The sequence below is a fragment of the Pseudomonas sp. JV245A genome (assembly GCF_032424515.1).
Lineage (GTDB): Bacteria > Pseudomonadota > Gammaproteobacteria > Pseudomonadales > Pseudomonadaceae > Aquipseudomonas > Aquipseudomonas protegens.
This window is the reverse complement of the sequence record NZ_VYKE01000487.1, coordinates 1-634: the sequence shown is the minus strand read 5'-3', so window position 1 is coordinate 634 and position 634 is coordinate 1. Positions and strand designations below refer to the sequence as shown.

The window sequence follows — 634 nt, the reverse complement described above, 5'->3', positions numbered from 1 at the left end:
TGCTGTCGTTGAAGCCGTCGTAGAAGGCTTCGAGGATCGCCAGCAGGGTGTCCAGGCCGATCAGGTCGGCCAGGGCCAGCGGGCCGATCGGCTGGTTGCAGCCCAGGCGCATGCCGGCGTCGATGTCCTCGGCGCTGGCCAGGCCTTCCTGGAGCACCAGGATCGCCTCGTTGATCATCGGCACCAGGATGCGGTTGACCACAAAACCCGGGCGGTTGCCGGCGGTGATCGCGGTCTTGCCCAGGCGCTGGGCCATATTCATGGCCAGGGCGTGGGTCGCGTCGCTGGTCTGCAGCCCGCGGATCACCTCGATCAGGCCCATCACCGGCACCGGGTTGAAGAAGTGCAGGCCGATGAACCGCTCGGGCGCGCTGACGCTGGCTGCCAGTTGGGTGATCGACAGCGACGAGGTGTTGGAGGCGATCACGCACTCGGCGCTGACCTGGGCGGCGATCTGCTGCAGCACCTTGAGCTTGAGGTCGAGGTTCTCGGTGGCGGCTTCGATCACCAGTTGCGCATCCTTGAGCACGCCGTAGTCGGTGCTGATGCGGATCCGGCCCAGGGCGGCGAGCTTGTCGTCTTCGCCGAGGGTGCCCTTGCTCACCTGGCGGTCGAGGTTCTTGCCGATGGTGGC

General features: G+C 66.7%; 1 protein-coding gene. It reads right to left on the bottom strand.

Features of this window, described 5'->3' with window-relative positions; genetic code table 11:
* A partial coding sequence (locus F6S12_RS32615) for a 3-hydroxyacyl-CoA dehydrogenase NAD-binding domain-containing protein (RefSeq protein ID WP_315869968.1) occupies nt 1-634 on the bottom strand: 634 nt, incomplete at both ends.